This window comes from Streptococcus mitis (assembly GCF_946190065.1).
In the GTDB taxonomy this organism is placed as follows: Bacteria; Bacillota; Bacilli; order Lactobacillales; family Streptococcaceae; genus Streptococcus; species Streptococcus mitis_DE.
Genome location: NZ_CAMHZD010000004.1, coordinates 81,741 through 107,830, shown reverse-complemented (window position 1 = coordinate 107,830; position 26,090 = coordinate 81,741). Strand labels below are relative to the sequence as shown.

General features: G+C 40.5%; 28 protein-coding genes. 23 read left to right on the top strand and 5 right to left on the bottom strand.

Annotated features, from left to right (window positions below):
- The first annotated feature begins 39 nt into the window (after positions 1–39).
- The 5 genes from OCF96_RS03095 to OCF96_RS03075 all read left to right on the top strand — a co-directional run bounded on the left by OCF96_RS03095 (position 40) and on the right by OCF96_RS03075 (position 5,626).
- Positions 40–435 (top strand): CopY/TcrY family copper transport repressor, encoded by a 396-nt coding sequence (locus OCF96_RS03095; RefSeq protein ID WP_001167204.1) that lies wholly within the window; start codon positions 40–42, stop codon positions 433–435.
- Positions 436–445: 10 nt separating this feature from the next.
- A complete protein-coding gene (locus OCF96_RS03090; RefSeq protein WP_261203719.1) occupies positions 446–817 on the top strand; it encodes a cupredoxin domain-containing protein in 372 nt (123 codons plus the stop codon).
- Positions 818–826: 9 nt separating this feature from the next.
- Positions 827–3,070 (top strand): heavy metal translocating P-type ATPase, encoded by a 2,244-nt coding sequence (locus tag OCF96_RS03085; RefSeq protein ID WP_261446238.1) that lies wholly within the window; start codon positions 827–829, stop codon positions 3,068–3,070.
- Between the two features lie 322 nt (positions 3,071–3,392).
- Positions 3,393–5,168 (top strand): pyruvate oxidase, encoded by a 1,776-nt coding sequence (gene spxB, locus OCF96_RS03080; protein ID WP_261446236.1) that lies wholly within the window; start codon positions 3,393–3,395, stop codon positions 5,166–5,168.
- Positions 5,169–5,278: 110 nt separating this feature from the next.
- On the top strand, positions 5,279–5,626 hold the full coding sequence (locus OCF96_RS03075; protein WP_261446234.1) for a VOC family protein: 348 nt from the start codon (positions 5,279–5,281) through the stop codon (positions 5,624–5,626).
- 165 nt (positions 5,627–5,791) lie between these two features.
- Here the strand turns inward: OCF96_RS03075 and OCF96_RS03070 are convergent, their stop codons facing one another.
- Positions 5,792–6,136: a lipopolysaccharide assembly protein LapA domain-containing protein gene (locus OCF96_RS03070; RefSeq protein WP_000913393.1), complete on the bottom strand. Its 345-nt coding sequence runs from the start codon at positions 6,134–6,136 to the stop codon at positions 5,792–5,794.
- Positions 6,137–6,462: 326 nt separating this feature from the next.
- Between OCF96_RS03070 and OCF96_RS03065 the strand changes: the two genes are divergently transcribed.
- From OCF96_RS03065 to manA, 3 genes are all read left to right on the top strand, one after another.
- Complete coding sequence (locus tag OCF96_RS03065; RefSeq protein ID WP_001291472.1) at positions 6,463–6,723, top strand: SemiSWEET family transporter; 261 nt, start codon at positions 6,463–6,465, stop codon at positions 6,721–6,723.
- 208 nt (positions 6,724–6,931) lie between these two features.
- Positions 6,932–8,371, top strand: a complete 1,440-nt coding sequence (locus OCF96_RS03060) for a 6-phospho-beta-glucosidase (RefSeq protein WP_000136868.1) — start codon at positions 6,932–6,934, stop codon at positions 8,369–8,371.
- A 120-nt stretch (positions 8,372–8,491) separates the two neighbouring features.
- Positions 8,492–9,436: a mannose-6-phosphate isomerase, class I gene (gene manA / locus OCF96_RS03055; RefSeq protein ID WP_033685221.1), complete on the top strand. Its 945-nt coding sequence runs from the start codon at positions 8,492–8,494 to the stop codon at positions 9,434–9,436.
- A 40-nt stretch (positions 9,437–9,476) separates the two neighbouring features.
- Here manA and OCF96_RS03050 read toward each other — a convergent pair whose 3' ends face one another.
- Positions 9,477–10,817 (bottom strand): sodium-dependent transporter, encoded by a 1,341-nt coding sequence (locus OCF96_RS03050; RefSeq protein WP_261446214.1) that lies wholly within the window; start codon positions 10,815–10,817, stop codon positions 9,477–9,479.
- Positions 10,818–11,170: 353 nt separating this feature from the next.
- Between OCF96_RS03050 and OCF96_RS03045 the strand changes: the two genes are divergently transcribed.
- A complete protein-coding gene (locus OCF96_RS03045; RefSeq protein ID WP_261446212.1) occupies positions 11,171–11,911 on the top strand; it encodes a MerR family transcriptional regulator in 741 nt (246 codons plus the stop codon).
- A 41-nt stretch (positions 11,912–11,952) separates the two neighbouring features.
- Here OCF96_RS03045 and OCF96_RS03040 read toward each other — a convergent pair whose 3' ends face one another.
- Genes OCF96_RS03040 through OCF96_RS03030 form a run of 3 tightly spaced genes read right to left on the bottom strand, consistent with a single transcriptional unit; the run spans position 11,953 to position 14,593 of the window.
- Positions 11,953–12,474 (bottom strand): DUF1697 domain-containing protein, encoded by a 522-nt coding sequence (locus OCF96_RS03040; RefSeq protein WP_261446210.1) that lies wholly within the window; start codon positions 12,472–12,474, stop codon positions 11,953–11,955.
- A gap of 37 nt (positions 12,475–12,511) precedes the next feature.
- Complete coding sequence (gene aao / locus OCF96_RS03035; protein ID WP_261446207.1) at positions 12,512–13,690, bottom strand: aminoacetone oxidase; 1,179 nt, start codon at positions 13,688–13,690, stop codon at positions 12,512–12,514.
- 57 nt (positions 13,691–13,747) lie between these two features.
- Entirely contained in the window at positions 13,748–14,593 is an 846-nt protein-coding gene (locus tag OCF96_RS03030) for a DegV family protein (RefSeq protein ID WP_261446205.1), read from the bottom strand.
- Between the two features lie 124 nt (positions 14,594–14,717).
- Here OCF96_RS03030 and OCF96_RS03025 point away from each other — a divergent pair, with 124 nt between their 5' ends.
- The 14 genes from OCF96_RS03025 to ftsX all read left to right on the top strand — a co-directional run bounded on the left by OCF96_RS03025 (position 14,718) and on the right by ftsX (position 26,051).
- Entirely contained in the window at positions 14,718–15,275 is a 558-nt protein-coding gene (locus OCF96_RS03025) for a TetR/AcrR family transcriptional regulator (RefSeq protein ID WP_000004135.1), read from the top strand.
- An 18-nt stretch (positions 15,276–15,293) separates the two neighbouring features.
- Positions 15,294–15,761: a deoxycytidylate deaminase gene (locus OCF96_RS03020; protein ID WP_000136973.1), complete on the top strand. Its 468-nt coding sequence runs from the start codon at positions 15,294–15,296 to the stop codon at positions 15,759–15,761.
- Between the two features lie 88 nt (positions 15,762–15,849).
- Entirely contained in the window at positions 15,850–16,479 is a 630-nt protein-coding gene (gene upp / locus OCF96_RS03015; RefSeq protein ID WP_000515974.1) for a uracil phosphoribosyltransferase, read from the top strand.
- A 171-nt stretch (positions 16,480–16,650) separates the two neighbouring features.
- Entirely contained in the window at positions 16,651–17,241 is a 591-nt protein-coding gene (gene clpP, locus OCF96_RS03010) for an ATP-dependent Clp protease proteolytic subunit ClpP (RefSeq protein ID WP_000613475.1), read from the top strand.
- Positions 17,242–17,319: 78 nt separating this feature from the next.
- A complete protein-coding gene (locus OCF96_RS03005) occupies positions 17,320–17,607 on the top strand; it encodes a YlbG family protein (RefSeq protein ID WP_049492230.1) in 288 nt (95 codons plus the stop codon).
- A 66-nt stretch (positions 17,608–17,673) separates the two neighbouring features.
- Positions 17,674–18,834: an ABC transporter substrate-binding protein gene (locus OCF96_RS03000; RefSeq protein WP_261024371.1), complete on the top strand. Its 1,161-nt coding sequence runs from the start codon at positions 17,674–17,676 to the stop codon at positions 18,832–18,834.
- Between the two features lie 116 nt (positions 18,835–18,950).
- The gene (locus OCF96_RS02995) at positions 18,951–19,820 is read left to right on the top strand and encodes a branched-chain amino acid ABC transporter permease (protein ID WP_000941427.1); all 870 of its coding nucleotides are present in this window, start codon (positions 18,951–18,953) and stop codon (positions 19,818–19,820) included.
- Positions 19,821–19,823: 3 nt separating this feature from the next.
- The gene (locus OCF96_RS02990) at positions 19,824–20,780 is read left to right on the top strand and encodes a branched-chain amino acid ABC transporter permease (protein ID WP_000662290.1); all 957 of its coding nucleotides are present in this window, start codon (positions 19,824–19,826) and stop codon (positions 20,778–20,780) included.
- Positions 20,780–21,544 carry an ABC transporter ATP-binding protein gene (locus tag OCF96_RS02985; RefSeq protein ID WP_261446195.1) on the top strand — a complete coding sequence of 255 codons (765 nt, stop codon included), beginning with the start codon at positions 20,780–20,782 and terminating at the stop codon, positions 21,542–21,544. The genes OCF96_RS02990 and OCF96_RS02985 overlap by 1 nt, the downstream gene beginning before the upstream one ends.
- The gene (locus OCF96_RS02980) at positions 21,544–22,254 is read left to right on the top strand and encodes an ABC transporter ATP-binding protein (RefSeq protein WP_000062219.1); all 711 of its coding nucleotides are present in this window, start codon (positions 21,544–21,546) and stop codon (positions 22,252–22,254) included. The genes OCF96_RS02985 and OCF96_RS02980 overlap by 1 nt, the downstream gene beginning before the upstream one ends.
- A gap of 307 nt (positions 22,255–22,561) precedes the next feature.
- On the top strand, positions 22,562–23,218 hold the full coding sequence (locus OCF96_RS02975; protein ID WP_004256822.1) for a CBS domain-containing protein: 657 nt from the start codon (positions 22,562–22,564) through the stop codon (positions 23,216–23,218).
- A 108-nt stretch (positions 23,219–23,326) separates the two neighbouring features.
- Positions 23,327–24,422 (top strand): peptide chain release factor 2 gene (prfB, locus tag OCF96_RS02970; protein WP_100198837.1). Its coding sequence is split into 2 segments (ribosomal slippage): positions 23,327–23,398 and positions 23,400–24,422, totalling 1,095 coding nucleotides; the frame shifts between segments, so codons are not numbered across the junction.
- A gap of 17 nt (positions 24,423–24,439) precedes the next feature.
- Complete coding sequence (gene ftsE, locus OCF96_RS02965) at positions 24,440–25,132, top strand: cell division ATP-binding protein FtsE (protein WP_000022269.1); 693 nt, start codon at positions 24,440–24,442, stop codon at positions 25,130–25,132.
- On the top strand, positions 25,125–26,051 hold the full coding sequence (ftsX, locus tag OCF96_RS02960; RefSeq protein ID WP_000625545.1) for a permease-like cell division protein FtsX: 927 nt from the start codon (positions 25,125–25,127) through the stop codon (positions 26,049–26,051). The genes ftsE and ftsX overlap by 8 nt, the downstream gene beginning before the upstream one ends.
- The last annotated feature ends 39 nt before the right edge of the window (positions 26,052–26,090 follow it).

Genomic DNA, 26,090 nt, shown 5'->3' with positions numbered 1-26,090 from the left:
TAACTGTAATTGACAAATGTAGATTTTGGAGGTATGCTAATGCAGATTTCAGATGCAGAATGGCAGGTCATGAAGATTATTTGGATGCAAGGAGAGCAGACTAGTACGGATTTGATCAGGGTTCTGGCGGAGCGGTTCGACTGGTCCAAGTCGACCATTCAAACTCTTTTGGCTCGTTTGGTTGAGAAAGAGTGTTTGACTCGGAAAAAAGAAGGCAAGTCTTTTGTTTATTCAGCCCTTTTAACTTTGGACCAAAGTCGGGATTTACTTGTCCAAGATATAAAGGACAAGGTTTGTTCTCGTAGGATTAAGAACTTGTTGGCTGATTTGATTGCTGAATGTGATTTTACTCAGGCTGACTTGGAAGACTTGGAAGCTGTGATTTCTGAGAAGAAATCAAGCGCTGTAACAGAAGTAAAATGTAATTGTATGTAAAGGAGACGTCATGTTAAATAGCATTGTAACTATTATTTGTATTGCCCTTATCGCGTTTATCTTGTTTTGGTTTTTCAAAAAGCCTGAAAAATCTGGACAAAAGGCCCAGCAAAAAAACGGCTACCAAGAGATTCGAGTGGAGGTCATGGGGGGCTATACGCCTGAGTTGATTATCCTCAAGAAATCAGTGCCAGCCCGCATTGTCTTTGATCGCAAGGATCCTTCACCTTGTTTGGATCAGATTGTTTTTCCAGATTTTGGTGTACATGCAGACTTGCCTATGGGTGAAGAGTATGTAGTGGAAATCACACCTGAGCAGGTTGGAGAGTATGGTTTCTCTTGTGGCATGAATATGATGCACGGTAAGATGATTGTAGAATAGGAGAATGATATGACTGAAATTGTAAAAGCAAGTCTTGAAAATGGTGTTCAAAAAATTCGTATCACGGCAGACAAAGGTTACCATCCAGCCCACATTCAACTGCAAAAAGGAGTTCCTGCTGAGATCATCTTTCATCGTGCTACTCCTTCAAACTGTTACAAGGAAATTCTGTTTGAAGAAGAAGGCATCTTGGAACCAATCGGCGTAGATGAGGAGAAAGTCATTCGTTTTACACCTCAAGAATTAGGTCAACATGAATTTTCTTGTGGTATGAAGATGCAAAAGGGAAGTTATACAGTTGTTGAGAAGACTCGAAAATCTCTATCACTTTTACAGCGTTTTTGGATTACTAGTATCTTTACTGTGCCTCTTGTGATTCTCATGATTGGGATGTCGACAGGAGGAATTAGTCACCAAGTCATGCGTTGGGGCACCTTTTTAGCCACAACACCGATTATGCTCGTAGCAGGTGGTCCTTATATCCAAAGTGCTTGGGCTAGTTTTAAAAAGCACAATGCCAACATGGATACCTTGGTTGCTCTGGGAACCCTAGTGGCCTATTTCTATAGCTTAGTTGCCCTCTTCGCTGGTCTCCCCGTTTACTTTGAAAGTGCTGCATTTATCTTCTTCTTCGTTCTTATGGGGGCCGTTTTTGAGGAGAAAATGCGGAAAAATACTTCCCAAGCTGTGGAGAAATTACTTGACTTGCAGGCTAAAACAGCAGAAGTATTGCGTGAGGATAACTATGTTCAAGTCCCTTTGGAGCAAGTCAAGGTAGGTGACCTGATTCGAGTGCGTCCCGGTGAAAAGATTGCGGTTGATGGTGTCGTAGTAGAAGGTATCTCTAGTATTGATGAGTCTATGGTGACAGGTGAGAGTCTGCCTGTGGACAAGACAGTTGGAGATACCGTCATTGGTTCAACCATCAATAATAGTGGAACACTTGTTTTTAGAGCAGAAAAAGTTGGTTCAGAGACTGTTTTGGCTCAGATTGTGGATTTTGTGAAGAAAGCTCAGACAAGTCGTGCGCCGATTCAGGACTTGACGGATAAAATTTCAGGGATTTTTGTTCCAGCAGTTGTCATTTTAGGGATTGTGACCTTTTGGGTTTGGTTCGTCTTGCTCAGGGATAGTGTAGTTGTGCTTGGAGCGAGCTTTGTGTCTTCGCTTCTCTATGGAGTAGCAGTTCTGATTATTGCCTGCCCTTGTGCATTGGGACTTGCAACACCGACAGCCCTTATGGTGGGGACAGGTCGCAGTGCCAAGATGGGAGTTCTCCTCAAAAATGGAACGGTTCTACAGGAAATCCAGAAAGTCCAAACTATTGTTTTTGATAAGACAGGAACTTTGACGGAAGGGAAACCTGTGGTCACAGATATCATCGGCGACGAAGTAGAAGTGCTTGGATTGGCAGCTTCCTTGGAAGAAGCTTCTCAACACCCATTGGCTGAGGCTATTGTTAAGCGAGCGACTGAAACTGGACTTGAGCTTCACACTGTGGAAAATTTCCAAGCCTTGCACGGAAAAGGTGTTTCAGGGCAAATCAATGGAAAACAAGTTTTGCTTGGAAATGCTAAAATGCTGGATGGCATGGATATTTCTAGCACTTATCAGGAAAAACTAGAACAACTGGAAAAAGAAGCTAAGACAGTTGTGTTCTTGGCTGTTGAGAATGAAATCAAAGGCTTGCTTGCTCTGCAAGATATTCCTAAGGAAAATGCTAAGCTTGCCATCAGTCAGTTGAAAAAACGAGGTCTTAAAACAGTCATGCTGACAGGAGACAATGCTGGTGTGGCGCGTGCTATTGCCGATCAAATCGGAATCGAAGAGGTCATTGCAGGTGTCTTGCCAGAAGAAAAAGCTCATGAAATCCATAAACTACAAGCGGCTGGCAAAGTAGCCTTTGTTGGGGACGGTATCAATGACGCTCCTGCCCTTAGTGTAGCAGATGTGGGGATTGCTATGGGAGCTGGAACGGATATCGCTATCGAGTCAGCAGATTTGGTGTTGACAACCAATAACCTCCTAGGCGTGGTTCGTGCCTTTGACATGAGTAAGAAAACCTTTAATCGAATTCTGCTCAATCTTTTCTGGGCCTTTATCTACAATGTCGCCGGAATTCCGATTGCAGCAGGAGTCTTTTCTGGTGTTGGACTGGCCCTCAATCCAGAACTAGCTGGTCTAGCCATGGCCTTTAGTTCTGTATCTGTTCTGACTAGTTCACTCTTACTAAACTTTAGTAAAATAGATTAAAAGCGGGCTTGCTCGCTTTTTATACTCTTCAAAAATCTCTTCAAACCACGTCAGCTTTATCTGCAACCTCAAAGCTGTGTTTTGAGCAACCTGCGGCTAGCTTTCTAGTTAGTTCTTTGATTTTCATTGAGTATTATAAAACAGAAACTAAAAACGTTTTCAAACTGTACTGTAATAGAGAATAAAAACTTCTGAGCAGATTCTTAGTAAAGTCAAAATAAATGTGATAAATTAGTATTGTAAAAATTTACTGAAACGTTTTCAAAAACTATATGAAACCTTTTTTAGTAGATTTAAAAATATTTGAAGGAGAGTTATCATTATGACTCAAGGGAAAATTACTGCATCTGCAGCAATGCTTAATGTATTGAAAACATGGGGCGTAGACACAATCTACGGTATCCCATCAGGAACACTCAGCTCATTGATGGACGCTTTGGCTGAAGACAAAGATATCCGCTTCTTGCAAGTTCGCCATGAAGAAACAGGTGCTCTTGCAGCGGTTATGCAAGCTAAATTCGGCGGCTCAATCGGGGTTGCAGTTGGTTCAGGTGGTCCAGGTGCGACTCACTTGATTAACGGTGTTTACGATGCAGCTATGGATAACACTCCATTCCTAGCAATCCTTGGATCACGTCCAGTTAACGAACTCAACATGGATGCTTTCCAAGAATTGAACCAAAACCCAATGTACAACGGTATCGCTGTATACAACAAACGTGTAGCTTATGCTGAGCAATTGCCAAAAGTTATTGACGAAGCTTGCCGTGCTGCAGTTTCTAAAAAAGGTCCAGCTGTTGTTGAAATCCCAGTAAACTTCGGTTTCCAAGAAATCGACGAAAACTCATACTACGGTTCAGGTTCATACGAACGTTCATTCATCGCTCCTGCCTTGAACGAAGTTGAAATCGACAAAGCTGTTGAAATTTTGAATAATGCTGAACGTCCAGTTATCTATGCTGGTTACGGTGGTGTTAAAGCTGGTGAAGTGATCACTGAATTGTCACGTAAAATCAAAGCACCAATCATCACAACTGGTAAAAACTTTGAAGCTTTCGAATGGAACTATGAAGGTTTGACAGGTTCTGCTTACCGTGTTGGTTGGAAACCAGCCAACGAAGTGGTCTTTGAAGCAGACACAGTTCTTTTCCTTGGTTCAAACTTCCCATTTGCTGAAGTTTACGAAGCATTCAAGAACACTGAAAAATTCATCCAAGTCGATATCGACCCTTACAAACTTGGTAAACGTCACGCCCTTGACGCTTCAATCCTTGGTGACGCAGGTCAAGCAGCTAAAGCTATCCTTGACAAAGTGAACCCAGTTGAATCTACTCCATGGTGGCGTGCAAACGTTAAGAACAACCAAAACTGGCGTGATTACATGAACAAACTCGAAGGTAAAACTGAGGGTGAATTGCAATTGTATCAAGTTTACAATGCAATCAACAAACATGCTGATCAAGACGCTATCTACTCAATCGACGTAGGTGATACTACTCAAACATCTACTCGTCACCTTCACATGACACCTAAGAACATGTGGCGTACATCTCCACTCTTTGCGACAATGGGTATTGCCCTTCCTGGTGGTATCGCTGCTAAGAAAGACAATCCAGATCGCCAAGTATGGAACATCATGGGTGACGGTGCATTCAACATGTGCTACCCAGACGTTATCACAAACGTTCAATACGACCTTCCAGTTATCAACGTTGTTTTCTCAAATGGTAAATATGCCTTCATCAAGGACAAATATGAAGACACAAACAAACACTTGTTTGGTTGTGACTTCCCTAATGCTGACTATTCGAAAATCGCTGAAGCGCAAGGTGCTGTAGGGTTCACTGTAGACCGTATCGAAGATATCGATGCAGTTGTTGCAGAAGCTGTTAAATTGAACAAAGAAGGTAAAACTGTTGTTATCGATGCTCGCATCAGTCAACACCGTCCACTTCCAGTAGAAGTACTTGAATTGGATCCAAAACTTCACTCAGAAGAAGCAATTAAAGCCTTCAAAGAAAAATACGAAGCAGAAGAACTCGTACCATTCCGCCTATTCTTGGAAGAAGAAGGTTTGCAATCACGCGCAATTAAATAATTTTTCTCGTCGAAAATCAAATGTAAAGCTTGTAGACTTTATTCTTTGATTTTCATAGAGCGGAACTTGAAAAGATCGGAGCAATCCGGTCTTTTTCTGGAGGAGAGTAAATGGATTTAAATCAATTAGATATTATCGTTTCAGATGTTCCCCAAGTCTGTGCTGACTTGGAGCGTATTTTAGATAAAAAGTCCGATTATGTTGATGACAGTTTTGCTCAGTTTACGATTGGCAGTCACTGTCTGATGTTGTCCCAAAATCATTTGATTGCTTTGGAAGATTTTCAGTCAGGAATCATTATTCATATCGAGGTTGAGGATGTAGACCAGAACTACAAACGGTTGAACGAGCTTGGTATTCAGGTTTTAAACGGTCCAACTGTAACCGATTGGGGAACAGAGTCCTTATTAGTTAAAGGTCCTGCTGGTCTAGTGCTTGATTTTTATCGTATGAAATAGGTAATTCTATTATCAAATTTTTTATCTAAACATTCTTGGAGTGAAACTTAAAAAGATCGGAGCAATTCGATCTTTTTTGTATTTATGCGACTTTCAGTCCGTCTCGCTCCGTTAGGTGCGAGACAAAAAACCACCCGTTTTCACGGGTGGTTATGATTTCTACACTTATTGTTTGGCTTCCTGTTTTAATTGTTGCACCTGTTCCTCGTACTGGACAAGCTCCCTGTCTTTTATATTGATAGTCGCTTCTGCTTCAGCAATGCGGCTTCTCAGATCTTGAGTCTTGTTATGGTGATAGCTAATACCAATAGCACTACCAGCAATGATCCCGATTACTAGACAAGTAAAAATCACCAAAATCAAGGGAGCAGATAGTTGTGTAAAGACAAGACTGACAGTTACTGTTTGACGATTGAGTAGACCAAATGAGATCACAATGACTAATAAGCTCAAACCGCCAATTAGATAAGCCTTATCTTTCAGTGACAATTCATTAAATTTTTTTAGCATAAGTTCCTTTTCTCCTGACTATGTTGATAGAAAACTACACACCATTTAGGTATTAACAAAATTCATTTTACTAGAAAATTTCGATACTGTCAATAATTTCTAACGGCTTATTTACCATCAATCAATCGATTCATTGAAAAGGAGTATTCATTTTCTAATATTTGATTGAGTAAACAGAACGGAGCAATTCGGTCTTTTTTCTGTTCCCTCTTTCTTATAACAAGATTGTGATAGTTTATATCTTTATAACAAAAGTTTTAAAGACTTGATTGTTTTGAAAGAATATTTTAAAATAAGATTCAGTAAAAATGAAAGAGGTTTTGAAAATGTCTGAAAAACAAATGAAAATTTTAGGTTGGGTAGCGACCTTTATGTCTGTTATGATGTATGTGTCTTACTTCCCACAAATCATGAACAATCTGGCTGGTCAAAAAGGAAATTTCATCCAGCCCTTGGTTGCTGCCATCAACTGTAGTCTCTGGGTTTACTACGGTCTTTTCAAAAAAGAAAGAGATATCCCCCTTGCAGCAGCTAATGCACCAGGTATTATTTTTGGCCTAGTGACGGTTATTACAGCTTTGATTTAAAAGGAACAGAGGAGACTAGTTTTCAGTCTTCTTTTTTGTTTCAGGGGAGGCTATTTACTTTTTCTAGAGGATAATTTTTTAAAAAACAATCTGATAAACTTAAATAGTAGAATAGTATCAGTATGTCACAGTATTTTATAAGAAAAGGTTTACAGAATAAGTTATAATATAAGTAAATGAACAAGCAAATAAGAAAGTGAGTAGAGTTATGACCGAAAAACTGACTTTTCCGGATGGTTTCTTGTGGGGCGGAGCGACAGCTGCCAACCAGTGTGAGGGTGCTTATAATTTAGAAGGTCGTGGATTGGCGAATGTGGATGTCGTCCCCATCGGTCCAGATCGTGAAGCCATTATCACAGGTCAGAAAAAGATGTTTTCGTTTGAGGAGGGCTATTTTTACCCAGCCAAGCAAGCTATTGATATGTACCATCATTACAAGGAAGATATTGCCCTTTTTGCGGAAATGGGCTTTAAGACTTATCGTCTATCCATTGCTTGGACTCGGATTTTTCCTAAGGGCGACGAAACAGTGCCAAATGAAGCTGGTCTAGCCTTTTATGAGGATTTATTTAAGGAGTGCCACAAGTATGGTATCCAACCTCTGGTGACTATCACTCATTTCGACTGTCCTATGCACTTGATTACAGAGTACGGTGGTTGGCGCAATCGTCGGATGTTAGACTTCTATGAAAAACTTTGTCGCACACTCTTTACCCGCTATAAGGGTTTGGTCAAATATTGGCTTACCTTCAACGAAATCAACATGATTCTCCATGCCCCCTTTATGGGAGCTGGGCTCTGTTTTGAAGAAGGAGAAAATCAAGAACTGGTTAAATATCAGGCTGCACACTATGAGTTGGTAGCTTCAGCTCTTGCGACAAAGATTGCCCACGAAATTGACCCAGAAAATAAGGTGGGATGTATGTTGGCTGCAGGGCAATACTATCCTAACACAGCCCATCCAAGAGACTACTGGGCAGCCATGGAGGAAGACCGCAAGAGTTACTTCTTCATTGATGTTCAAGCGCGTGGGGAATACCCAAACTACGCCAAGAAGCAGTGGGAGCGTGAGCGAATCGAGATTCAAATGACTGCAGAAGATTTAGAGTTGTTGAAGGACAATACTGTTGACTTTGTTTCCTTCTCTTACTATGCAAGTCTAGTAGCCTCAGGTGATCCAGAAGTTAAAGAATTAACTGCTGGAAATATCTTTGCCTCTCTCAAAAATCCTTATCTTGAATCCTCAGAATGGGGATGGCAGATTGACCCACTTGGTCTTCGTATCACCCTCAATGCTATCTGGGATCGTTACCAAAAGCCAATGTTCATCGTGGAAAACGGTCTAGGTGCTATGGATACACCGGATGAGAATGGTCATGTAGCAGATGACTATCGGATTGCTTACTTAGAGGCTCATATCAAGGCCATGCGAGATGCCATTTACCAAGATGGCGTTGACTTGCTTGGTTATACGACTTGGGGCTGTATCGATCTGGTTTCAGCTGGAACAGGCGAAATGAACAAGCGCTATGGCTTTATCTATGTAGATCGAGATAATGCTGGTCATGGAAGCCTCAAACGTAGCAAGAAGAAATCCTTCTACTGGTACAAGGATGTCATTGCCAGCAATGGTGCAAGCATTGAGTAGAGCACATTTGTTCACTATTTTTATAAAATCTTCTCCCTACTTTATAATATGTGAAAAAGAGTTCAATTAGATGGAGCTTTTTGCTATAATGAGGGGAGAAAAATCAGACAGGAGATCGACATGTCAGAACCATTATTTTTACAATCAGTTATGCAAGAAAAAATCTGGGGTGGAACCAAGCTACGTGATGAGTTTGGTTACGACATCCCAAGTGAAAAAATCGGAGAATATTGGGCCATCTCAGCCCATCCAAATGGAGTCTCTAAAGTTTCCAATGGTCGTTTTGAGGGGACAGACCTAGCTACTTTGTATGCAGAACACCGTGAATTGTTTGGCAATCGTCCAGAACCTGTATTTCCACTGTTGACCAAGATTCTGGATGCCAACGACTGGCTCAGTGTACAAGTTCACCCAGACGATGCCTATGGACTAGAGCATGAAGGCGAGCTTGGAAAAACAGAATGCTGGTATATTATCGCTGCAGACGAAGGTTCAGAGATTATCTACGGTCACAATGCCAAGTCAAAAGAAGAACTCCGCCAGCAAATCGAGGACAAGAATTGGGATGCCTTGTTGACAAAAGTACCAGTTAAAGCTGGAGATTTCTTCTATGTGCCAAGTGGCACTATGCATGCTATTGGTGCGGGCATCTTGATTCTTGAAACCCAGCAGTCTAGTGACACCACCTATCGTGTCTATGACTTTGACCGTAAGGATGATAATGGTAACTTGCGTGAACTTCACCTTGAAAAATCCATTGATGTCTTGAACATTGGTGAGCCTGCAAATAGCCGTCCTGTAACTGTTAAAGCAGATGATTTGCGTTCCACTCTCCTTGTATCCAATGATTTCTTTGCAGTTTACAAGTGGGAAATTACTGGAAAAGTTGACTTCGAAAAGACAGCTGACTACAGCTTGTTTAGTGTCTTAGCTGGTCAAGGTCAACTGACTGTTGACGGAAAAAACTATCCAATCCAAAAAGGTAGCCACTTTATCCTACCAAGTGATGTTGAAGCTTGGACCTTGGAAGGACAAGATTTGGAATTGATTGTTAGCCATCCATAAAAAAGAAAGGGCCTGAGTTCATTACTCAAGTCCTTTTTGATTACATAAATTGGGCGATAAAGACCACGATGATGATGATTGGAATGATGAAACGAAGAAGGAAGAGCCAGATTTGGAACAGTCCCTGTTTCCATGCTTTTTCATCGAGATGAAGTTCCTCCATTGCAAGAGCCTTTTTAAAGATATAGCCTGTAAAAAGTGAAAGGCAGAGAGCTCCAAATGGCATGAGGAGATTGGAAACCAAGAAGTCCATAGCGTCAAAGAAGGTCTTCCCAAAGATGTGAACATCCGCCATGACACCGTAAGATAGGGCTGAAGGAATTCCAAATACGAAGGTCAAGATTCCTAAAATGGCACTCCATTTGGCACGTTTGCTGTTATTCTGATTGGTGATATTTCCCACATTGATTTCCAGCATGACGACAGAAGAAGTGACCGTCGCAAAGAGGAAGAGCAAGAGGAAAAGGATGTAGAAAATGGTTCCAAAAGGCATCTTGTCAAAGAGTTGAGGCAAGACGATAAAGAGCAAGCTCGGTCCCCCTTCAGACTGGATATTGAAGGCTGACATAGCTGGGAAAATGGCTAGACCTGCCATGATGGATACCGAGATATTCATGGCTACGATGGAAATCCCTGACTGGACTAGATTGGTTTTCTTATCCAAATAAGAAGCATAGGTCAGCATGGCTGTCACCCCTAGTGAGAGGGCAAAGAAAGATTGTCCCAGAGCATAGAGGAGACCAGCACTTGTCAGCTTAGAGAAGTCTGGTTTTAGGAAGTAAAGAACCCCTTCCATGGCATTTGGCAAACTGAGAGAGCGCCCAATGATGACAACAAAGATGATAAAGAGCAGGGGCATCATGACCTTTGAAGCTCTTTCAATCCCTTTTTGAACTCCACGTGATACAATAAAGATATTCAATAAGATAAAGGCTGCTTGAGCTCCAAGCGCAATGGCTGGATTTGAAATGATTGAAGTAAATAACTGAGCATAATCACCTGTTCCGCTATGTTGGAACAATTTCCCAAACTCAATGCCTAGATAGACTAGAATCCATCCTCCAATAACACTGTAGAAAGATAAGAGGATAAAGAGGGCAAAGGCACCAATCCAACCGATAAAGTTGTACTTGCTATTCTCACCAAGTTTTCCAAAGGTTTTAATCCCAGAGACACCAGCGCTTCGGCCAAGGGCAAATTCAGCAAGGAGAAGTGGGAAACCGATTAAAATAGTGGAGATGAGAAAGACAAGTAAAAAGCCTCCTCCACCGTTAGCAGCAGTCATGTAGGGAAACTTCCAAACGGCTCCAAGTCCAATGGCTGAACCAGCAGATGCTAGGATAAAGCCCAGTTTAGAACCCCATTGCGATTTTTCAGACATAGTTAAACTCCTAAAATTAATGTTACAAAAGAAAAAGCTACTGCCCTTGGCAAATAGCCTCATAAGTGCTCAAAATGAGCCTTTCTTTTGATTGATAGACTTGACTATCCTATCATGTTTTCTAAGGTCTGTCAAGAAAACCATTTTCAGGATTTTAGACCTTTCTCTAACAGTTTAAAAAATCTCACAAAAACACTTGACTCTGACCTAGGGGGAGGGGTTATACTATCAATGTAATACTCTTCGAAAATCAAATTCAAACCACGTCAGCGTCGCCTTACCGTACTCAAGTACAGCCTGCGGCTAGCTTCCTAGTTTGCTCTTTGATTTTCATTGAGTATAAGGAGGAAATCATGTACCATATAAAAGAAGCTGCCCAGCTTTCGGGTGTCTCTGTCAAGACCCTGCATCACTACGACAAGATAGGACTCTTAGTTCCTTTAAAGTTAGAAAACGGTTATCGAACCTACAGTCAGGAGGATTTGGAACGTCTTCAGGTTATTCTTTATTACAAATATCTAGGCTTTTCTTTAGAAAAAATAGCAGAGCTGTTAAAGGAAGAAAGGACAGATTTATTGCCTCATTTGACCAGGCAGTTGGACTATTTGACTCGAGAGAGGGAACATCTGGATACCTTGATTTCCACCTTGCAAAAAACCATTCAAGAACAAAAAGGAGAAAGAGAAATGAGCATTCAAGAGAAATTCGCAGGATTTAACTATCAAGACCATCAAAAATACCACCAAGAGGCGGTAGAGAAGTATGGACAAGAAGTCATGGACCAAGCTCTCGAACGTCAAAAAGGTCACGAAGATGAGGCTACGGCGGCCTTCAACCAAGTTTTTCGAACCTTGGCACAAAATCTTCAAGCTGGTTTACCTGCAACAGCAATAGAAAACCAAGAGCAAGCAGTCAAGCTCTTGCAAGCCATCCGTACTTATGGATTTGATTGTTCTGTTGAGGTATTCGGTCATATCGGCAAAGGCTACGTATATAACCCAGAGTTTAAAGAAAATATTGATAAGTTTGGACCTGGTACAGCCCAGTATACATCAGATGTAATTGCCCACTATGTCCAAACTCAGACAAAATAAAATCGGAGGAGTATTCTTCCGATTTTTACTAAATTCAAGCACTACTTGCTTAATAATTTTTCTACTACATTTAGTTTTCGCATGGTCAAATCTACATTAAAAAGCTTTTCAAGATAGTTGGTATGGAGTTTCTTTTGTTTTGCAGTTCTAGGGAGATAGAGGTAAAGACAATGGTTACCGATACAAATTTCTTCTTCACCGTAATCAATTTTTAATTTTTCTAAAGGGAGGCTTTGAATAGGTTCTTGATAAAAAATCACGTGTACACGGTCATAAAGATAGTGTTCTTCAAACGGGTTTTCTTGGACAATTTTTGTAAAATTACTTTTGTTCTTGATTACCATTTTTAAGTCAGCACCAATTTTTTCCTTTATTAGAGCGTGAACCTGTTCTCGTATTTCCTCTAAGGTCAAGTCACTTTCAAGAATGATATTTCCACTTTGAATATAAGTTCGAACTTGTTGAAACCCAGCTTCTATTAAAATATCTACTAAATAAGACATTTTTGGGATAGCATTTTTTCCATTAGGAGTAACACCTCTTAGTAAAATAATATGTTCCAAAGGACTTCCTTTCTTATTTGGTATTTTAGTCATTCAATTATTTATATATTTGATTTGAGCCTGCCACCCAGCCAGTGCAGAGGGCTGAAGTGATGTTAAATCCCCCTGTGTGGGCATTGATATCCATGACTTCGCCTGCGAAGTGGAGGCCAGGGACCAGCTTACTTTCAAGGGTTTTAGGGTTGATTTCCTTGAGACTGACCCCACCCTTGGTAACAAAAGATTTAGCTAAGGACATTTTTCCTGTTACTGGGATTTTTAATTCCTTGATGGATTTAATGAGCTGTGCTCGTTCCTTTTCAGTCAACTGTTTGACTTTGTCAGGATATCCTTTCACAAAAAATTCAGCCAAGCGTTCTGGAAGCACAGTTTTCAAAGCATTCTTCAAGGATTTTTCACGATTCTCTTCTAGAAATGCAGCCAAGTACTTCTCAGAAAGTTGAGGTAAGACATCCAGTGAGAGAAGCTCCCCACCCTTGACAAAGCTGGACATACGCAGGGCAGCAGGACCTGACAAACCAAAGTGGGTAAAGAGTAAATCATGAGTGATGACATGCTTGCCATAGCTTAGGGTCACATCATCTAGTGAAATCCCCTGCAAGGCCTTATGAGGAAAATCTGTCAATAAAGGGCTTTCAGCTGCCTCAAGCTCGGTAATAGTGTGCTTAAAGTGGCGGGCAATCTCGTGACCAAAACCAGTTGAACCAGTCGAAGGATAGGACTTTCCACCAGTTGTGACAATGAGTTTCTCACAAGTGAAGGTTTGGTCTGCGGACTTAAGGACAAACTGGTCGTCTATTTTTTTAACCGAAACAATTTCGGTTTGAGTAGCAACTTGGCCACCTAGTTCAGTAATTTTCTTTTCCAAGGCCTCGATAATAGTGCGAGACTTGTCACTAGCAGGAAAGACGCGTCCGTGGTCTTCAACCTTAAGTTTAACACCATTTTCCGTAAAAAAGTTGATGATATCATGGTTATCAAACTGAGAGAAAACACTGTATAGAAAGCGTCCGTTCCCAGGAATACCAGCTAGCAGGTCATCTAGAGTTCCGTTGTTAGTTACATTGCAGCGTCCCCCACCAGTACCAGCTAATTTTTTTCCAAGTTTTCGATTTTTTTCGATGAGGAGGGTTTTCTGTCCATAAAAGCTACTCGAAATCGTAGCCATCATACCAGCAGGACCTCCACCGATGACAATAGTATCAAAATGTTTCATAGCTCTATTGTACCACAAAAAAACAAGAGATGAAGTCACCTCTTGTCAAGAATGTAATTAGTCAATTTCATATCCCATCAGCAAACCGCCATCTTCTGCATAGAAACTGCAGAGACCAGAGGTTGGGAGAATCTTGATATCCGCTTGTGGGAAGGTTTCACGGATTAGCTCTGAAAGTTGCTGACAACATTTTTCGTTATTGCGTTGGGCCATGACAATACGGCCACCAGCATATCCAGCTTTTATCAACTCCTCATAGGCTGCCTGAATCGATTTCTTTGCTCCTCTTGCTTTTTGTAGCAATTCAAGGGTTCCAGTTTCACTAGCTTCTCCGACCATACGGATGTTGAGAAGGCCAACGACCGTACCGATAAGTTTGCTCAAACGGCCGTTTTTCACCAAATTATCGACTTTTGCTAGGACAAAGAGCAACTTGGTTTTTTCTTGATAGGCAGTGATAGCTTCAACTACTTCTTCAAAAGATAAGCCCTGGTCAATCAAGTCATTTAATTTTTCTACGAGTAAGTCAACTTCCCCACCAGCAGACAAACTATCAATCACATGAATCTTAGTATCAGGATGGTCTTCCAGATAAATATTCTTAGCCAGTTGAGCACTATTGTGACTACCAGAAAGAGTACCAGTGACGGTTACTAGGAAAATGTTTTTGGCTCCTTCAAATGCTCGCAAATAATCATCTGGGCTTGGACAAGCTGATTTTGAAGCTTTTGCGGTTGCATACATGGTTTCCATCATTTGGTCAATGTCAAGACTGGAATCATCAACAAAGACCTGATCAGCTACTTGAATGGTTAAGGGAACACTCACAAAAGTCGTGTCAATAGCTGGTGTTGCCAGCTGACGATAATCACAACCAGAGTCAGCAATAATCTTCCAAGTCATAGAAATTCTCCATCTTTGTCAGTTATACATTGACAAAGGTTCTGTCTTTTTTTACAATTATATCATGAAAACCCTTGAAACAAAAGCCTCATCCGTCTGTTGTGACAAGTAGAAAGAAAATGTTATGTCTGAACGTAGAATCTCTGAAAAATCTCTTGAAAATCTCAGAAAATCAAACCAAGAATCCAATTTATTAACTAGAGAAGCCATCGAAACAGCCCTCTTGCAACTCTTGGAAAAAAAGGACTTGACCAAGATTAGTATTTCTGAATTGGTCAAACGTGCAGGCGTTTCTCGTGCGGCCTTTTATCGAAATTATGATTCCAAAGAGGAGATTTTAGAAAGTGTCTTTAAACGAACTGTCCACAATATTATGGAACAGCTGCATCATTACGATTTAAAGACAGACCTTTATCTGGTCTGGGTTCACCTTTTCCGGGAGGCCAGAAAGGAAGCCAGAGTGATTCAATTGGCCTTGGATTACCATCTGGAAAAAATCTTTGTCCAAGCCATGCAGGAATTTCTAGAAAAATACCATGGGAAATCAAAAGGTGTCAGCTCTTATCTTCATTCCTTCTGGAGCTCAGCCATCGTCTCTGTCCTACTAAAATGGATCAAGGATGGCATGAAGGTACCTGCTGAAAAGATTGCGGATTTAGGTTTACCATTTTTTAAAAAATAGAGAAAAAGGAGAAAAGAGATGACTGAAAAAAGACTGGCCTGGGATGAGTATTTTGCAGCCCAAGCCCTATTGATTGCCAATCGTTCCACTTGTAAACGTGCCAAAGTGGGCGCAATTCTGGTAAAGGATAATAAGGTAATTTCCACTGGTTACAATGGTTCGGTGTCAGGGACTGAGCATTGTATTGACCACGAATGTCTGGTCATTGAAGGTCACTGTGTTCGCACCCTTCATGCTGAAGTTAATGCCATTCTCCAAGGTGCAGAACGTGGAGTTCCCAAAGGCTTTACAGCTTATGTAACCCATTTTCCTTGTCTGAACTGTACAAAACAATTGCTTCAGGTCGGTTGCAAGCGCGTGGTTTATATCAACCAGTACCGAATGGATGACTATGCCCAATACCTTTATCAAGAAAAAGGGACAGAATTGACCCATTTACCACTTGAGACCGTACAGGCAGCTCTTAAAGAGGCAGATTTAATGTAAAAATTATCAAAAATAAATGGTTTAGAAAGATTTTTAAACCGTTTTTTGGTATAATAAGAAGAATAAATTGAAAGAAGGAATTCCAAAAATGGGAAAAATTGAAGTTATTAATCATCCACTGATTCAACACAAATTGTCGATCTTGCGTCGTACAGATACTTCTACAAAAGCTTTCCGTGAGCTAGTAGATGAGATTGCAATGTTGATGGGGTATGAAGTACTTCGTGATCTTCCACTAGAAGATGTGGAAATCGAAACACCAATTACAAAAACAGTTCAAAAACAATTGGCTGGTAAGAAATTGGCCATCGTTCCAATCTTACGTGCAGGTATCGGGATGGTTGATGGTCTCTTGAGCTTGGTTCCAGCTGCTAAAGTTGGCCACATCGGTATGTACCGTGATGAAGAAACCCTTCAACCAGTTGAGTACTTGGTGAAATTGCCTGAGGACATTGACCAACGTCAAATTTTTGTAGTAGACCCAATGTTGGCAACAGGTGGTTCAGCAATCTTGGCTGTTGATTCCCTTAAAAAACGTGGCGCATCAAATATCAAATTTGTCTGCCTTGTATCTGCTCCAGAAGGTGTAAAAGCCCTTCAAGAAGCTCATCCAGATGTAGAAATCTTTACAGCAGCCTTGGATGAACGTTTGAACGAACACGGTTATATCGTTCCAGGTCTTGGAGATGCTGGAGACCGCTTGTTCGGTACAAAATAAATTAAAAAGAGATTGACTTGGAAAAGTATTTCCAGTCGTGAAAGGAGGTTGAATTTTTGTTTCTGTCTGATGAAAACAGAGCAAAAATTTGACCTTTTTTGACCAAGATATTATAATAGTCTTATCTTCAGTCATTTGACCAACAAAAATAAAACTCAAAAGGAGAAATGAATGATTCCTGTAGTTATTGAACAAACAAGCCGTGGAGAACGTTCCTACGATATTTACTCACGTCTTCTCAAAGACCGCATCATTATGCTGACAGGCCCAGTTGAAGACAACATGGCCAACTCAGTTATTGCCCAATTGCTTTTTTTGGATGCCCAAGATAGTACAAAAGATATTTACCTTTACGTCAATACACCTGGTGGTTCCGTTTCAGCAGGTTTGGCAATCGTTGATACTATGAACTTTATCAAGGCAGATGTCCAAACCATCGTTATGGGGATGGCAGCATCTATGGGTACTGTCATCGCATCAAGTGGAGCAAAAGGCAAACGTTTCATGCTTCCAAATGCCGAATACATGATCCACCAACCAATGGGTGGTACAGGTGGTGGTACTCAACAAACTGATATGGCTATCGCTGCAGAACACTTGCTTAAAACTCGTAACACCTTGGAAAAAATCTTGGCTGAAAATTCAGGTCAGTCCATTGAAAAAGTCCATGCAGATGCAGAACGTGATAACTGGATGAGTGCCCAAGAAACACTTGAATATGGCTTTATTGATGAAATCATGGCCAACAATTCGTTGAATTAATGATGAAAGAAGGCAAGCTCGACTGGGTTTGCTTTTTTTGGTATAATAAGGAGAAATGTCTTAGAAAGAGGATTTATCATGTTTGAAAAAGTCAATCGATCTGGCTTGATTATCTATCTTTACTATAATCGTGATGCCAAAAAACTGCAGGATTATGGAGATATTACCTATCATTCCAAGAAACATCGTTACTTACAACTCTATGTTCCAACTCAAGAAGTGGAGCAATTGGTCGGACACTTGAGCAAGGAGAAATTTATCAAAAAAGTGAGAGTTTGTCATATCCAAGAGCTGGAAACACCCTTTGTGGGCAATCTTTATCGAGAGGAAAACGTTATCATTGAAAAAGTTCAAGAAAAGTGTTGACAATTTTCTGATAATTCGGTATATTCTTAACATGCTATTTATTTAAGAAATAAGGAGACAAAAAAGATGAAGAAAAAATTTGCCCTATCGTTTGTGGCTCTTGCAAGTGTAGCACTTCTTGCAGCCTGTGGAGAAGTGAAGTCTGGAGCGTCAAACGCTGCTGGTAACTCAGTAGATGAAAAGACAATCAAAATCGGATTTAACTTCGAAGAAACTGGTGCCGTAGCAGCCTACGGAACATCTGAACAAAAAGGTGCCCAACTTGCTGTTGATGAAATCAATGCTGCAGGTGGTATTGATGGAAAACAAATCGAAGTAGTCGATAAAGATAACAAGTCTGAAACAGCAGAGGCTGCTTCAGTAACAACTAACCTTGTAACCCAATCTAAAGTATCAGCAATCGTAGGACCTGCGACATCTGGTGCAACTGCAGCTGCGGTAGCGAACGCTACAAAAGCAGGTGTTCCATTGATTTCACCAAGTGCGACTCAAGATGGATTGACTAAAGGTCAAGATTACCTCTTTATCGGAACTTTCCAAGATAGCTTCCAAGGAAAAATTATCTCAAACTATGTTACTGAGAAATTGCAAGCTAAGAAAGTTGTTCTTTACACTGACAATGCCAGCGACTATGCTAAAGGTATTGCCAAAGCCTTCCGTGAAGCTTATAAAGGTGAAATCGTTGCAGATGAAACTTTCGTAGCAGGTGACACAGACTTCCAAGCAGCCCTTACAAAAATGAAAGGGAAAGACTTTGATGCTATCATCGTCCCTGGTTACTACACTGAAGCTGGTAAAATTGTAAACCAAGCGCGTGGTATGGGAATTGATAAACCAATCGTTGGTGGTGATGGATTCAACGGTGAAGAGTTTGTACAACAAGCAACTGCTGAAAAAGCATCAAACATCTACTTTATCTCAGGCTTCTCAACTACTGTAGAAGTTTCAGCTAAAGCAAAAGCTTTCCTTGATGCTTACCGTGCTAAGTACAACGAAGAGCCTTCAACATTTGCAGCCTTGGCTTATGACTCAGTTCACCTTGTAGCAAACGCAGCAAAAGGTGCTAAAAACTCAGGTGAAATCAAGGATAACCTTGCTAAAACAAAAGATTTTGAAGGTGTAACTGGTCAAACAAGCTTCGATGCAGACCACAACACAGTCAAAACTGCTTACATGATGACCATGAACAATGGTAAGGTTGAAGCAGCAGAAGTTGTAAAACCATAATAGAAAAATGTTGAAATAGGGAATGAGCCTCTGACTCACTCCCTGTTTCGGTGTTTAAGAACCTATCAAAAAGTGAGGGGAAACCCTCAAAATTATAAATAGAAAGAGTGAATCTTATGCTCCAACAACTAGTAAATGGTTTGATTCTAGGTAGTGTTTATGCGCTGTTAGCCCTAGGATATACCATGGTTTACGGAATTATCAAGCTCATCAACTTCGCCCACGGTGATATTTATATGATGGGAGCCTTTATCGGTTATTTCTTGATTAATTCTTTCCAAATGAATTTCTTTGTAGCTCTTATTGTAGCTATGTTAGCGACAGCCATTCTTGGTGTCGTGATTGAGTTCCTTGCTTACCGACCTTTGCGTCACTCTACTCGTATTGCTGTTTTGATTACAGCTATTGGGGTTTCTTTCCTATTGGAATATGGGATGGTCTATCTGGTTGGTGCTAATACCCGTGCCTTCCCTCAAGCGATTCAAACAGTTCGCTATGATTTGGGACCAGTTAGCCTAACAAACGTGCAGTTAATGATTTTGGCCATTTCCTTGATTTTGATGATTTTGTTACAAGTCATTGTCCAAAAGACTAAGATGGGGAAAGCCATGCGTGCAGTATCCGTAGATAGCGATGCAGCGCAATTGATGGGGATCAATGTAAACCGTACTATCAGCTTTACCTTCGCTTTGGGGTCAGCTCTTGCGGGTGCGGCTGGTGTTCTGATTGCCCTTTATTATAACTCTCTTGAGCCTTTGATGGGGGTTACTCCAGGTCTTAAGTCTTTCGTTGCCGCAGTACTTGGTGGTATCGGAATTATTCCTGGTGCGGCTCTTGGTGGCTTTGTGATTGGTCTATTGGAAACCTTTGCGACAGCCTTTGGAATGTCAGACTTCCGTGATGCCATTGTTTATGGAATCCTGTTGTTGATCTTGATTGTCCGCCCAGCAGGTATTCTTGGTAAAAATGTGAAAGAGAAGGTGTAAACGATGAAAGAAAATTTAAAAGTTAATATTCTATGGTTACTCCTTTTGTTAGCTGGCTATGGCTTGATTAGTGTATTGGTTTCAGTTGGAGTACTAAACCTATTCTATGTACAGATTTTACAACAAATTGGAATTAATATTATTCTGGCTGTTGGTCTCAACTTAATCGTTGGTTTTTCAGGCCAATTTTCACTTGGTCATGCTGGTTTCATGGCGATTGGTGCCTATGCAGCAGCTATTATTGGTTCTAAATCACCAACCTACGGTGCCTTCTTTGGAGCTATGCTTGTAGGGGCTTTGCTTTCAGGAGCAGTTGCCTTGCTTGTCGGAATTCCAACCTTGCGCTTGAAGGGGGACTATCTTGCGGTAGCGACTCTAGGTGTTTCTGAAATTATCCGTATCTTTATCATCAATGGCGGAAGCCTTACAAATGGTGCGGCAGGTATCTTGGGAATTCCTAACTTTACAACTTGGCAAATGGTTTACTTCTTTGTCGTGATTACAACTATTGCAACCTTGAACTTCTTGCGTAGTCCAATTGGTCGTTCAACCCTTTCTGTTCGTGAGGATGAAATCGCTGCTGAGTCAGTTGGGGTTAATACGACTAAAATTAAAATCATCGCCTTTGTCTTTGGTGCCATTACTGCAAGTATTGCAGGGTCACTTCAGGCAGGATTTATCGGTTCAGTTGTACCGAAAGATTACACTTTCATCAACTCAATCAATGTTTTGATTATTGTTGTATTTGGTGGACTTGGTTCCATTACAGGTGCAATCGTTTCAGCTATTGTCCTTGGAATTTTGAATATGCTTCTCCAAGATGTTGCTAGCGTGCGTATGATTATCTACGCTTTGGCTCTGGTATTGGTAATGATTTTCAGACCAGGTGGACTCCTTGGAACATGGGAATTGAGCCTATCACGTTTCTTTAAAAAATCTAAGAAGGAGGAACAAAACTAATGGCATTACTTGAAGTAAAACAGTTAACCAAACATTTTGGCGGTCTAACAGCTGTTGGAGATGTGACTCTTGAATTGAACGAAGGGGAATTGGTTGGACTAATCGGTCCAAACGGAGCTGGGAAAACCACCCTTTTCAACCTCTTGACGGGTGTCTATGAACCAAGTGAGGGAACAGTAACACTAGATGGTCACCTTTTGAATGGGAAGGCACCTTATAAGATTGCTTCTTTGGGACTTGGACGTACTTTCCAAAATATCCGTCTCTTTAAAGATTTAACAGTTTTGGACAATGTTTTGATTGCTTTTGGCAACCATCACAAACAACATGTTTTTGCTAGTTTCTTACGCTTACCAACTTTTTACAAGAGTGAAAAAGAATTAAAAGCTAAAGCTTTGGAATTATTGAAAATCTTTGATTTAGATGGTGATGCAGAGACTCTTGCTAAAAACCTCGCCTACGGACAACAACGTCGTTTGGAAATTGTTCGTGCCCTTGCTACGGAACCTAAAATTCTCTTTTTAGATGAACCAGCAGCAGGTATGAACCCACAGGAAACAGCGGAATTGACTGAGTTAATTCGTCGTATCAAAGATGAATTTAAGATTACGATCATGCTGATTGAACACGATATGAATCTGGTCATGGAAGTAACAGAACGCATCTATGTACTTGAATACGGTCGTTTAATCGCTCAAGGAACTCCAGACGAAATTAAGACCAATAAACGCGTTATCGAAGCTTATCTAGGAGGTGAAGCCTAATGTCTATGTTAAAAGTTGAAAATCTTTCTGTGCATTACGGTATGATCCAAGCAGTCCGTGATGTAAGCTTTGAAGTTAATGAAGGAGAAGTTGTTTCCCTTATCGGTGCCAATGGTGCAGGTAAGACAACTATTCTCCGTACCTTGTCTGGTTTGGTTAGACCAAGTTCAGGAAAAATTGAATTTTTAGGTCAAGAAATCCAAAAAATGCCAGCTCAGAAAATCGTAGCTGGTGGACTTTCACAAGTTCCAGAAGGACGCCATGTCTTCCCTGGCTTGACTGTGATGGAAAATCTTGAAATGGGGGCTTTCTTAAAGAAAAATCGTGAAGAAAATCAAGCTAACTTGAAGAAAGTTTTCTCACGCTTCCCACGTCTTGAAGAACGAAAGAACCAAGATGCAGCCACTCTTTCAGGAGGGGAACAACAAATGCTTGCCATGGGACGCGCTCTTATGTCAACACCAAAACTTCTTCTTTTAGATGAACCATCAATGGGACTTGCTCCAATATTTATCCAAGAAATTTTTGATATCATTCAAGATATCCAGAAACAAGGTACAACCGTCCTCTTGATTGAACAAAATGCCAATAAGGCACTCGCAATCTCTGACCGAGGCTATGTACTGGAAACAGGAAAAATCGTCCTATCAGGAACAGGAAAAGAACTCGCTTCATCAGAAGAAGTCAGAAAAGCATATCTAGGTGGCTAAAACAATCCAGTGGATTGTTTTAGTCGGCAGATGAAGATTGCGAAGTAATCCTCATTAATAGTCCGGGGGACCTTTTTAGTTGACATATTTAGATTGCAAACAAATCTACATCTACACTGAAAGATGAATTTCTAATAATTGAAAAATCGAATGAAAGGTATCTTACCTTCATTCATAGAGCTCGATTTCAGAGCTCTTTTTGCTAGCTTATTCATACTTTTCTGAATTTTGAAAAAGAAATGTAAGCGTTTGATAGATTTACAAAAAGATTGTATAATAGGGATAAGAATAGAAAAGGAGAAGTCTCATGGCAGTTAAAGATTTTATGACCCGCAAGGTAGTTTATATTAGTCCAGATACAACAGTATCTCATGCAGCAGATTTGATGAGAGAGCAAGGTTTGCACCGCTTGCCTGTTATCGAAAATGATCAATTAGTTGGTTTGGTAACTGAGGGAACCATTGCGCAAGCTAGCCCCTCAAAAGCAACAAGTCTTTCTATCTATGAGATGAACTATCTTCTGAATAAGACCAAAGTAAAAGATGTAATGATTCGAGATGTTGTTACTGTCTCAGGCTATGCTAGTCTAGAAGATGCAACTTATCTGATGCTGAAAAACAAGATTGGTATTCTTCCTGTTGTTGATAACCATCAAGTCTATGGTGTTATTACGGACCGTGACGTTTTCCAAGCCTTTCTTGAAATTGCTGGTTACGGTGAAGAAGGAATTCGTGTGCGCTTTGTTACGGAAAATGAAGTTGGTGTTCTTGGAAAAATTGTTTCTTTGATTGTAGAAGAAAATTTGAATATCTCTCATACAGTCAATATTCCGCGTAAGGATGGTAAGGTCATTATCGAAGTTCAAATCGATGGATCAATCGATTTACCAGCCTTGAAAGAAAAATTTGAATCAGAGAATATTCAAGTAGAAGAAATCACTCGTACTTCAGCAAAAGTCTTGTAAGAAGGGAAGCCGAAAGGCTTCTTTTTACGTGCAATAAGGGATTAGAGCAAAAGATGGAAAGAAATGATAGATTATGGTATAATAAAACGATACAACAAAGGAGTATTTATGGACATTTCAGAAATTCGTCAGAAAATTGACGCCAATCGTGAAAAATTAGCTTCTTTCAGGGGGTCTCTTTGACCTCGAAGGTTTAGAGGAAGAGATTGCCATCTTGGAAAACAAGATGACAGAACCTGATTTTTGGAACGATAATATCGCGGCCCAAAAAACGTCGCAAGAATTAAATGAATTAAAAAACACCTACAACACTTTCCACAAAATGGAAGAGTTGCAGGATGAAGTCGAAATTTTATTGGACTTTTTAGCTGAAGATGAGTCTGTGCATGAAGAATTGGTTGAACAGTTGTCAGAGCTGGATAAGATGATGACCAGTTACGAAATGACCCTTCTCTTGTCAGAACCTTATGACCATAATAATGCCATCTTGGAAATCCATCCAGGATCCGGTGGTACAGAGGCTCAAGACTGGGGTGATATGTTGCTTCGTATGTACACTCGCTATGGAAATGCTAAAGGCTTTAAAGTAGAAGTCTTGGATTACCAAGCAGGAGATGAAGCTGGTATCAAGTCAGTAACCTTATCATTTGAAGGACCTAATGCCTATGGTCTTCTCAAGTCAGAAATGGGGGTACACCGTTTGGTGCGAATTTCACCATTTGACTCTGCTAAACGTCGCCATACCTCTTTCACATCTGTAGAAGTGATGCCTGAGCTGGATGATACTATTGAAGTGGAAATCCGTGAAGATGATATCAAGATGGACACCTTCCGTTCAGGTGGTGCTGGTGGACAAAACGTCAATAAGGTTTCAACAGGTGTACGTTTAACACACATTCCAACTGGGACTGTTGTCCAGTCAACGGTCGATCGTACCCAGTATGGAAATAGAGATCGTGCCATGAAGATGTTGCAGGCTAAGCTCTATCAAATGGAGCAAGAAAAGAAAGCAGCGGAAGTTGATTCCCTCAAGGGTGAGAAAAAGGAAATCACATGGGGAAGCCAAATCCGTTCATATGTTTTTACGCCATATACTATGGTAAAAGATCACCGAACTAGCTTTGAAGTTGCACAAGTAGATAAGGTTATGGATGGAGACCTAGATGGTTTTATTGATGCCTATCTCAAGTGGAGAATCAGCTAAGATAGAAAGGAACTCACATGTCAATTATTGAAATGAGAGATGTCGTCAAAAAGTATGATAACGGAACGACTGCCCTACGTGGTGTTTCGGTAAGCGTTCAACCAGGGGAATTTGTTTACATCGTAGGACCTTCAGGAGCTGGGAAATCAACCTTTATTCGTTCTTTGTATCGCGAAGTAAAAATCGAAAAAGGAAGCTTATCTGTTGCTGGTTTTAATCTGGTTAAAATTAAAAAGAAAGATGTTCCTCTCCTACGTCGTAGTGTTGGGGTTGTCTTCCAAGATTATAAACTGTTACCAAAGAAAACCGTTTATGAAAATATTGCTTATGCAATGGAGGTAATTGGAGAAAGTCGCCGTAATATCAAAAAACGTGTTATGGAAGTTTTAGACTTGGTTGGATTGAAGCATAAGGTTCGTTCTTTCCCAAATGAACTTTCGGGGGGAGAACAACAGCGTATTGCGATAGCGCGTGCTATTGTAAATAATCCAAAAGTATTGATTGCGGACGAACCAACAGGAAACTTGGACCCAGATAATTCATGGGAAATTATGAATTTGTTGGAACGCATCAATCTCCAAGGTACAACTGTCTTGATGGCGACCCACAACAGTCAGATTGTAAATACCTTGCGCCACCGTGTCATTGCCATTGAAAATGGCCGTGTCGTTCGTGACGAAGCTAAAGGAGAATATGGATACGATGATTAGTAGATTTTTTCGTCATTTATTTGAATCATTAAAAAGTTTGAAACGAAATGGCTGGATGACAGTAGCAGCTGTCAGTTCGGTTATGATTACTTTGACTTTAGTTGCAATATTTGCATCTGTTATCTTTAATACGGCTAAACTCGCTACAGATATTGAAAACAATGTCCGAGTAATGGTATATATTCGTAAGGACGTAGCTGACAATAGTGAGACCATTGAAAAAGAAGGTCAAACTGTTACAAATAATGACTACCATAAGGTATACGATGCTTTGAAAGGTATGTCAACTGTTAAAAGTGTTACCTTTTCAAGTAAAGAAGAACAATATGAAAAGTTGACCGAAACAATGGGGGACAACTGGAAAATCTTTGAAGGAGATGCCAATCCTCTCTATGATGCATATATTGTTGACACCAACACGCCAAGCGATGTAAAGACAGTAGCAGAAGAGGCTAAGAAAATTGAAGGTGTATCAGAAGTTCAAGATGGTGGTGCTAATACAGAACGCTTGTTTAAGTTAGCCTCATTTATTCGTGTCTGGGGACTAGTTATCGCGGGATTATTGATTTTCATTGCGGTGTTCTTGATTTCTAATACTATTCGTATCACCATTATTTCACGAAGCCGTGAAATTCAAATCATGCGTTTAGTAGGTGCTAAGAACGGCTATATCCGCGGACCTTTCTTGCTTGAAGGTGCCTTCATCGGTTTGCTTGGAGCAACCCTTCCATCAGTTTTGGTATTTATTGTCTATAAAATGGTTTACCAATCGGTTAATAAGTCATTGGTTGGTCAGAACCTTTCAATGATATCACCAGAGGTATTCAGTCCACTTATGATTGCTCTATTATTTGTGATTGGAATTTTTATCGGTTCAATCGGATCAGGAATTTCAATGCGCCGATTCCTGAAAATCTAAAATAAAATAGAATTATATTTGAGGAGATTTTGATATCTC

Coding starts and splice junctions, on each gene's coding strand:
- OCF96_RS03095 (WP_001167204.1), top strand. CDS start 40: ATGCAGATTTCAGATGCAGAATGGCAGGTCATGAAGATTATTTGGATG.
- OCF96_RS03090 (WP_261203719.1), top strand. CDS start 446: ATGTTAAATAGCATTGTAACTATTATTTGTATTGCCCTTATCGCGTTT.
- OCF96_RS03085 (WP_261446238.1), top strand. CDS start 827: ATGACTGAAATTGTAAAAGCAAGTCTTGAAAATGGTGTTCAAAAAATT.
- spxB (WP_261446236.1), top strand. CDS start 3,393: ATGACTCAAGGGAAAATTACTGCATCTGCAGCAATGCTTAATGTATTG.
- OCF96_RS03075 (WP_261446234.1), top strand. CDS start 5,279: ATGGATTTAAATCAATTAGATATTATCGTTTCAGATGTTCCCCAAGTC.
- OCF96_RS03070 (WP_000913393.1), bottom strand. CDS start 6,136: ATGCTAAAAAAATTTAATGAATTGTCACTGAAAGATAAGGCTTATCTA.
- OCF96_RS03065 (WP_001291472.1), top strand. CDS start 6,463: ATGTCTGAAAAACAAATGAAAATTTTAGGTTGGGTAGCGACCTTTATG.
- OCF96_RS03060 (WP_000136868.1), top strand. CDS start 6,932: ATGACCGAAAAACTGACTTTTCCGGATGGTTTCTTGTGGGGCGGAGCG.
- manA (WP_033685221.1), top strand. CDS start 8,492: ATGTCAGAACCATTATTTTTACAATCAGTTATGCAAGAAAAAATCTGG.
- OCF96_RS03050 (WP_261446214.1), bottom strand. CDS start 10,817: ATGTCTGAAAAATCGCAATGGGGTTCTAAACTGGGCTTTATCCTAGCA.
- OCF96_RS03045 (WP_261446212.1), top strand. CDS start 11,171: ATGTACCATATAAAAGAAGCTGCCCAGCTTTCGGGTGTCTCTGTCAAG.
- aao (WP_261446207.1), bottom strand. CDS start 13,690: ATGAAACATTTTGATACTATTGTCATCGGTGGAGGTCCTGCTGGTATG.
- OCF96_RS03030 (WP_261446205.1), bottom strand. CDS start 14,593: ATGACTTGGAAGATTATTGCTGACTCTGGTTGTGATTATCGTCAGCTG.
- OCF96_RS03025 (WP_000004135.1), top strand. CDS start 14,718: ATGTCTGAACGTAGAATCTCTGAAAAATCTCTTGAAAATCTCAGAAAA.
- OCF96_RS03020 (WP_000136973.1), top strand. CDS start 15,294: ATGACTGAAAAAAGACTGGCCTGGGATGAGTATTTTGCAGCCCAAGCC.
- upp (WP_000515974.1), top strand. CDS start 15,850: ATGGGAAAAATTGAAGTTATTAATCATCCACTGATTCAACACAAATTG.
- clpP (WP_000613475.1), top strand. CDS start 16,651: ATGATTCCTGTAGTTATTGAACAAACAAGCCGTGGAGAACGTTCCTAC.
- OCF96_RS03005 (WP_049492230.1), top strand. CDS start 17,320: ATGTTTGAAAAAGTCAATCGATCTGGCTTGATTATCTATCTTTACTAT.
- OCF96_RS03000 (WP_261024371.1), top strand. CDS start 17,674: ATGAAGAAAAAATTTGCCCTATCGTTTGTGGCTCTTGCAAGTGTAGCA.
- OCF96_RS02995 (WP_000941427.1), top strand. CDS start 18,951: ATGCTCCAACAACTAGTAAATGGTTTGATTCTAGGTAGTGTTTATGCG.
- OCF96_RS02990 (WP_000662290.1), top strand. CDS start 19,824: ATGAAAGAAAATTTAAAAGTTAATATTCTATGGTTACTCCTTTTGTTA.
- OCF96_RS02985 (WP_261446195.1), top strand. CDS start 20,780: ATGGCATTACTTGAAGTAAAACAGTTAACCAAACATTTTGGCGGTCTA.
- OCF96_RS02980 (WP_000062219.1), top strand. CDS start 21,544: ATGTCTATGTTAAAAGTTGAAAATCTTTCTGTGCATTACGGTATGATC.
- OCF96_RS02975 (WP_004256822.1), top strand. CDS start 22,562: ATGGCAGTTAAAGATTTTATGACCCGCAAGGTAGTTTATATTAGTCCA.
- ftsE (WP_000022269.1), top strand. CDS start 24,440: ATGTCAATTATTGAAATGAGAGATGTCGTCAAAAAGTATGATAACGGA.
- ftsX (WP_000625545.1), top strand. CDS start 25,125: ATGATTAGTAGATTTTTTCGTCATTTATTTGAATCATTAAAAAGTTTG.